The sequence below is a fragment of the Rhodococcus sp. R1101 genome (assembly GCF_000278445.1).
Taxonomy (GTDB): domain Bacteria; phylum Actinomycetota; class Actinomycetes; order Mycobacteriales; family Mycobacteriaceae; genus Rhodococcus; species Rhodococcus gordoniae.
Map to the genome: position 1 here is coordinate 1 of NZ_AJVB01000210.1, position 6,475 is coordinate 6,475.

At 70.3% G+C, this 6,475-nt stretch carries 5 protein-coding genes and 1 pseudogene; 1 reads left to right on the forward strand and 5 read right to left on the reverse strand.

Going from position 1 to position 6,475, the window contains the following annotated elements; translation table 11 throughout:
• Both R1101_RS0113830 and R1101_RS26770 read right to left on the reverse strand, forming a co-directional pair.
• Positions 1–581 (reverse strand): annotated as a pseudogene (locus R1101_RS0113830) (metallophosphoesterase); the annotation flags it as partial.
• Positions 582–583: 2 nt separating this feature from the next.
• The gene (locus R1101_RS26770) at positions 584–1,951 is read right to left on the reverse strand and encodes a substrate-binding domain-containing protein (RefSeq protein WP_232284750.1); all 1,368 of its coding nucleotides are present in this window, start codon (positions 1,949–1,951) and stop codon (positions 584–586) included.
• Between the two features lie 98 nt (positions 1,952–2,049).
• Between R1101_RS26770 and R1101_RS31005 the strand changes: the two genes are divergently transcribed.
• Positions 2,050–2,379: a hypothetical protein gene (locus R1101_RS31005; RefSeq protein WP_016934006.1), complete on the forward strand. Its 330-nt coding sequence runs from the start codon at positions 2,050–2,052 to the stop codon at positions 2,377–2,379.
• A gap of 79 nt (positions 2,380–2,458) precedes the next feature.
• Here R1101_RS31005 and R1101_RS0113840 read toward each other — a convergent pair whose 3' ends face one another.
• The 3 genes from R1101_RS0113840 to R1101_RS26775 form a co-directional block, all read right to left on the reverse strand.
• Positions 2,459–4,642, reverse strand: a complete 2,184-nt coding sequence (locus R1101_RS0113840; RefSeq protein WP_016934007.1) for a malate synthase G — start codon at positions 4,640–4,642, stop codon at positions 2,459–2,461.
• A 66-nt stretch (positions 4,643–4,708) separates the two neighbouring features.
• The gene (locus R1101_RS0113845) at positions 4,709–5,647 is read right to left on the reverse strand and encodes a hypothetical protein (RefSeq protein ID WP_016934008.1); all 939 of its coding nucleotides are present in this window, start codon (positions 5,645–5,647) and stop codon (positions 4,709–4,711) included.
• On the reverse strand, positions 5,644–6,475 hold an 832-nt coding region (locus R1101_RS26775; RefSeq protein WP_016934009.1), incomplete at its 5' end, for a CNNM domain-containing protein. The genes R1101_RS0113845 and R1101_RS26775, both read right to left, overlap by 4 nt.

Sequence of the window (6,475 nt, forward strand, 5' to 3'; positions counted from 1 at the left end):
AGGTCGGGTTGTTCTTCGGCGACGAGGTCGACGACACGTTGCACGAAGTCGGCGCCGCGGGCGGGACCGACGTGCAGGTCGGTGACGAGCGCGATGCGGGCGCCGGCGAAGCCGGCGGGCAGGTCCTGCAGGGCGACGGGCACGGTGACGATCCGCGGCCGGTCGGCCTCGATCGTGCCGTATCCGACGGCGGCGACCGCGGCCACGACGAGCACGGCGGTCGCGACGCGCAGCCCCCGTCGCGGAATCTCGACGGTGCCGTCGCCGGTGGTCGGCCGGGGTTGCCTGCGCCGGACGAGGCGGGCGACGAGCAGCCCGACTCCGATGAGCAGGAGCCCGAGCATCAGGTACAGCACCACCGCCAGCCAGCTCCAGCCGAGGAACCCGACGGGGCGGGCCCAGGCGGGATCGAACACGGTGCCCACCTCGGCGGCGCCGAGCGTGAGCACGAACATGACGACGAGGACGAGGTCGGCGGCGAGGGCGGCAGGACGGGGCAGCCCGGGCACCCGGACGAGTCGTCGATGCAACAGATAGGTGAGGAGGGCAAGGAAGACCCCCACGACGAGAAGGCGGAGCACGGTCAGGACGTCAGCTTTCGGAGAAGGTCGGTGAGGTCGGCCGGGTCGGTGGTGTCGACGACGGTGAGGCTGCCGTCGGTGGCCTCGGTGGCCTGCTCGAGGGCGGGGTCGGTGCGGTCGCCGAGGACGACGACGTCGATCCGCACGGGGGTGTCGGGGGACGAGAGTTCGTCGATCGCGGCGCGCAGGTCGCGGGCGGCCGTCTCGTCGGGGTCGTCGCTGTCGACGACGGCGAGCACGGAGTTCGGTCGGGCCGGGTCGTAGTTGTCGACGGCGTCGCGGTAGGCGGCGGCGAGGGTGGCGTAGACCGGTTCTTTCTCGGTGAGGTCGATGCCGTCGAGGATCGTGGACATCGCCGCGCGTTTGGCGTCGGTGAGGCCGTCGCGGATGACGGCGACGCGGTGCCCGGTTGGGGTGTCGGCGAAGACGTACATGCCCATCACCGAGTTGGTGGAGGCGCGGCGCATGGCCTCGCGAAGGGCGCCGGCGGTGGCGTCGAGTCGCGTGCCGTCGCCGGCGGGGGTGCCCATGGAGGTGGAAGTGTCGACCACCATCGTGACCTTGCGTGGGGATACCGGGGCGAGCCGCAGGGCGACGAGGACGTCGTCGACGGTGGGATCGGCCGGGGCGAGGGCGGTCTCGACGCGGGGCAGCGGCAGTTCCCCGGCGGGTTCCGGGACGGCGTCGGCGGTGCGGAAGCCGTGCGCGGTGAGAACGCCGGTCTGTTCGGGGCGGCGGGCGTAGTCGGTGAACTCCGCGGCGGCGCGGGCGAGGGTCTCGTCGACCCAGGGGGCGTCGACGACGGCGGCGGGGAAGTCGACGACGGGTGCGACGCCGATGGGGAGGTGTCCGGTGAGGCCGCGGATCTGCCCGCCGGTGAGGGCGCGGTGCAGTTGCTGCTCGATGACGGGCACGGCGTGGATGGGGGCATCGGTGTCGGGTCGGGCGCCGAGCGCGGCGAGGGTGTCGGCGGTGGTGCCGATGGCGCCGAGGGTGTCGGCGCCGAGCGCGAGGGTGCTCACGGCGGTGATCGCGGCGGGGGTGGCGGCCTGTTCGAGGGTGACCGGTCCGGCGCCGATGCCGGTGGTGGCGGCGGTGACCGCTTCGAGGGCGAGCGTGGTCGCGTGGGTTTCGGTGCCGGTGGGCAGGGCGAGGCCGAGCGCGCCCCAGATGTCGAGTCCGATCTCGCGCATGGCGGCGGGGTTGTTCTGGAGTCGGGGGAGGTCCTGCCAGCGGATGGTGGCGGTGGTGAGGGCGCGGCCGAGGTCGGTGGGGACGGCGAGTACGACCGGGGAGGTGGCGAGGGAGCGGGGGTGCCGTCGATGGTGTCGGTGGCGCGGGCGCTCATGCGGGTGTCGAGGGGGACCCACAGGGCGGGTTCGGGGCCGAGCGCCGGATCCCAAGTGCCGGCGGTGAGGGTGTCGGCGGCGGCGAGGCTGTCGACGGGGGTGATCTCGGCGGTGACGCAGTGGTCGCGGATGACGCGGACGCCGCCGTCGGTCCAGCGGTCGGCGAGTTCGGTGAGGGTGGGGGCGATGAGGGGGTCGGCGGCGATGTGCAGCACGGTGTCGCCTTCGACGCAGGTTTCGGCGGCGGCGGTGGCCTGGTTGTCGATGTTGTCGCGGAGGCGGAACCAGCCGAGGACGGCGAGCAGGGCGAGTACTACGCCTGCGGCGACCACGATGACGCTTGTGCTGATTCCTCGTCGTCCGCTGCCGCGATGTCGCCCGCCCACGTCGTGTCCGCCTCGTTTCGTTCGTCGATCCGATGGTCGAGTCTAGTGAGGAGCGGAGTGTGATCCGGCTCCGGCGCGCGGTGCGGAGACGGGCAGGGTCCCGATCCGGTGCGGATCGGGACCCTGGGCGTCGGTGTGCGGGTCAGGCGTACTTGGCCTTGTTCTCCCGACGACGGCGGTGCAGGATCGGCTCGGTGTAGCCGCTGGGCTGCGTGGTGCCTTCGAGGATGAGTTCCTTGGCGGCCTGGAAGGCGATGTTGTCGTCGAAGTTCGGGGCGAGCGGCCGGTAGCCGGGGTCGCCTTCGTTCTGCCGGTCGACGACGGGTGCCATGCGCTCGAGGGAGGCGATGACCTCGTCGGCGGTGACGACGTCGTGGCGGATCCAGTTGGCGAGGAGCTGGCTGGAGATGCGCAGGGTGGCGCGGTCCTCCATGAGGGCGACGTCGTGGATGTCGGGGACCTTGGAGCAGCCGACGCCGGCGTCGATCCAGCGCACGACGTAGCCGAGGATGGACTGGCAGTTGTTGTCGAGTTCTTCGCGCTTCTCCTCGTCGGACCAGTTCGGGTTCTCGGCGAGGGGGATGGTGAGGATGTCGTCGACGGTGGCGCGGCTGGTGCCCTTGAGCTCGTTCTGGACGGCGAAGACGTCGACCTCGTGGTAGTGGGTGGCGTGCAGGGTGGCGCCGGTGGGTGAGGGCACCCACGCGGTGTTGGCGCCGGCCTTGGGCTGGCCGATCTTCTGCTCGACCATGTCGCGCATGAGATCGGTCATGGCCCACATGCCCTTGCCGATCTGGGCCTTGCCCTGCAGGCCGCAGGCGAGGCCGGTGTCGACGTTCCAGTCCTCGTAGGCGGCGATCCAGCGCTGCTGCTTCATGGCGGCCTTGCGGACGACGGGTCCGGCCTCCATGGAGGTGTGGATCTCGTCGCCGGTGCGGTCGAGGAAGCCGGTGTTGATGAACACCACGCGGTCGGAGGCGGCCTTGATGCAGGCGGCGAGGTTGACGGTGGTGCGTCGCTCCTCGTCCATGATGCCGACCTTGAGGGTGTTGGTGGGCAGGGAGAGGACCTCTTCGACGCGGCCGAACAGTTCGGTGGTGAAGGCGGATTCCTCTGGGCCGTGCTGCTTGGGCTTGACGATGTAGATCGAGCCGGTGCGGCTGTTGGCGAGCGGGCCGTGGTCCTCGTCGATGTGCAGGCCGTGGATGGCGCACAGGCTGGTGACGAGCGCGTCGAGGATGCCTTCGGGGACCTCGTTGCCGTCGCGGTCGAGGACGGCGGGGTTGGTCATGAGGTGCCCGACGTTGCGGACGAACAGCAGGGAGCGGCCGTGCAGTTCGAGGTCGCTGCCGTCGAGGGCGGTGTAGACGCGGTTCGGGTTCAGCGTGCGGGTGAGGGTCTTGCCGCCCTTGTCGAAGGACTCGGACAGGTCGCCGCGGTTGAGGCCGAGCCAGTTGCGGTAGCCGATGACCTTGTCGTCGGCGTCGACGGCGGCGACGGAGTCCTCGAAGTCCATGATGGTGGTGACGGCGGATTCGAGGACGACGTCCTCGACGCCGGCGGCGTCGGTGCTGCCGATGGGGGACTCGGGGTCGATCCGGATGTCGATGTGCAGGCCGTGGTTGCGCAGCAGCACCGAGGAGGGGGTGGCCTTGTCGCCGAGGTAGCCGACGAGCTTGTCGGGCTGGGCGAGTCCGGTGACGGTGCCGCCCTCGAGGGTGACCTTCAGTTCGGTGCCGTCGATGCTGTAGGCGGTGGAGTCGGCGTGCGAGCCCTGCGCGAGGGGTGCGGCCTTGTCGAGGAAGTCGCGGGCCCAGGCGATGACCTTGTCGCCGCGGACCTTGTTGTAGCCGGTGCCCTTCTCGGCGCCGTCTTCTTCGGGGATGACGTCGGTGCCGTAGAGCGCGTCGTAGAGCGATCCCCAGCGCGCGTTGGAGGCGTTGAGCGCGAAGCGGGCGTTGAGGACGGGCACGACGAGCTGCGGGCCGGCGGTCTCGGCGATCTCGGTGTCGACGTTCTCGGTGCCGATGGTGAACGGTTCGGGGGCCGGGACGAGGTAGCCGATCTCTTCGAGGAAGGTCTTGTAGGCGACCGGGTCGTGGGGCTGTCCGGCGCGTTCGCGGTGCCAGCCGTCGATCTGGGCCTGGAGGTCGTCACGCTTGGCGAGCAGTGCCCGGTTCTTGGGGGCGAGGTCGTGGACGATCTTGTCGGCACCCGCCCAGAAGGTGTCGGCGTCGACCCCGCTGCCGGGGATGGCCTCGTTGTTGACGAAGTCGTAGAGAACCTGCGCGATCTGGAGTCCGCCGACCTGCACGCGTTCTGTCATCACCCTCACTCTTTCCGGTTGCTGTGCGGCCGGAAACATCCCGGCCGCACGGAATCGTCGATTATGTTACCCGCCGGTAGTAACGGACGCAGTGGTTCTGTGCGCCTGCAGGGCGGTACATCGATTCATCAGCTCTTCTCTCAGAGCTGCGGCGCGACGGGTGAGCGCCGACTGCTCGCGGACGTACTGTGCGCGTCCGGCGGCAGTCTCGATCCTGATGGGCGAGTAGCCGTAGTCCTCGAGATCATACGGGCTCGCCCGCATGTCCAGTTCGCGGGCTGCGGCCGCGTGTCGCAGGCACCGCACCGTCAGCGCCGAATCGGTCAGCGGCAGCAGCTTGTAGCACCACTTGTACAAGTCCATCCCGGCATGCAGGCAGCCGGGTTGCTCGGTACGGATCTGCTCGTCGCGGGTCAGTGTCTCGGCGTTGCGGGGGGCCGCCGCGGGGGTGAAGAACCGGAACGCATCGTAATGAGTGCATCGCAACTGCATTGATTCCACCACTGCATCCGTACCGTCGCGGCCGAGGCGCAAGGGCACCGACGAATGCCGCACCCCGTCGGTACCCGCCCGGTACACCATCGCCCATTCGTGCAGGCCGAAGCAGCCCAGCTGCGGCGGGCGGGAGGCGGTCGCGGCGAGCAGCCCGGCCACGAAGTCGACGGTGCCGGCGCGCCGGTCGAGCATCCCACGGCCCACCCGCACCCCCGGCTCCCCGTCGATCACGACCCGCTCGTAGCCGGCATGGTCACGGTAGGCGCGCACCGCACTCGCCCCGAGCAGCACGATGCCGTAGCCGGGATGCCAGCGCCGCAGCTGACTCGGCCGCAGGCTGTAGTAGGTGAACAGGAAGTCGTGCACCGGATGGGTGCGACCGGTGGCACGGCGCCCGAGATGTCCGCCGAGCAACTCGTCCACGACTGTGTGGTGCTCCTCGCGCCGCGCGGTCCACTCCGCCTCGGTCAGGATCGTCGGACGGTCGGTCGGGGTGAGAGAGCGGGTCATGATTCTCGTTCGGTCGGTCGGGGTGCGGTCGTACGGGGCCGGTTGCCCAGCGGGTCCGCGACCCGGTGGGTGGCGTCGCGGACCGTCCCGACGAACTCTTCCACGAGGTCCTCGAGGGCGACGATGCCGCGCAGCGTGCCGGTGGTGTCGACCACCCCGGCCAGATGTGCGTTGCTGCGTCGCAGGGCGCCCAGGGCGTCGTCGAGACCGTCGGCGATCGTGATGGTGGGCAGCGGACGGATCACCGCGGCGGGGATGACGGTCTCGGGACCGGTGGACTGTTCCCGCACGAGATCGAGCACGTCCTTGATGTGGACGTACCCGGTGATCGTGCCGTCCGGACGCCGGGTCGGATACCGCGAGAATCCGGTCGTGGTGACGGCATGCTCGACATCCCCGAGTGTCGGTCCCGCCCCGGTGTGCGGCACGGTGCGCACCCGGGCGAGGGGGATCATCACGTCGGCGACGGTGCGGCTGCCGGTGGCCAGGGCGCGGGTGAGGCGCTCGTGTTCCTCCTCGTCGAGCAGCCCCTCGGAGCGGGATTCGCCGATCATCTCGGTGAGCTCCACCGCGGACACCGAGGTGTCGAGTTCGTCCTTCGGGTCGATACGTGCCGCGCGCAGGGTGGCGTTGGCGCACAGATTGTAGAAGGCGATGACCGGCCGGGCGGGCCGCATGAACAGCAGGTGGATCGGCACGAGCAGCATCGCGGCGCGTTCGGGGCCGGCGATGGCGATGTTCTTCGGCACCATCTCGCCGAGCAGGATGTGCAGCACCACCACGATGGTGAGCCCGAGGGTGAACGCGATCGGGTGCAGCAGCGCGTCG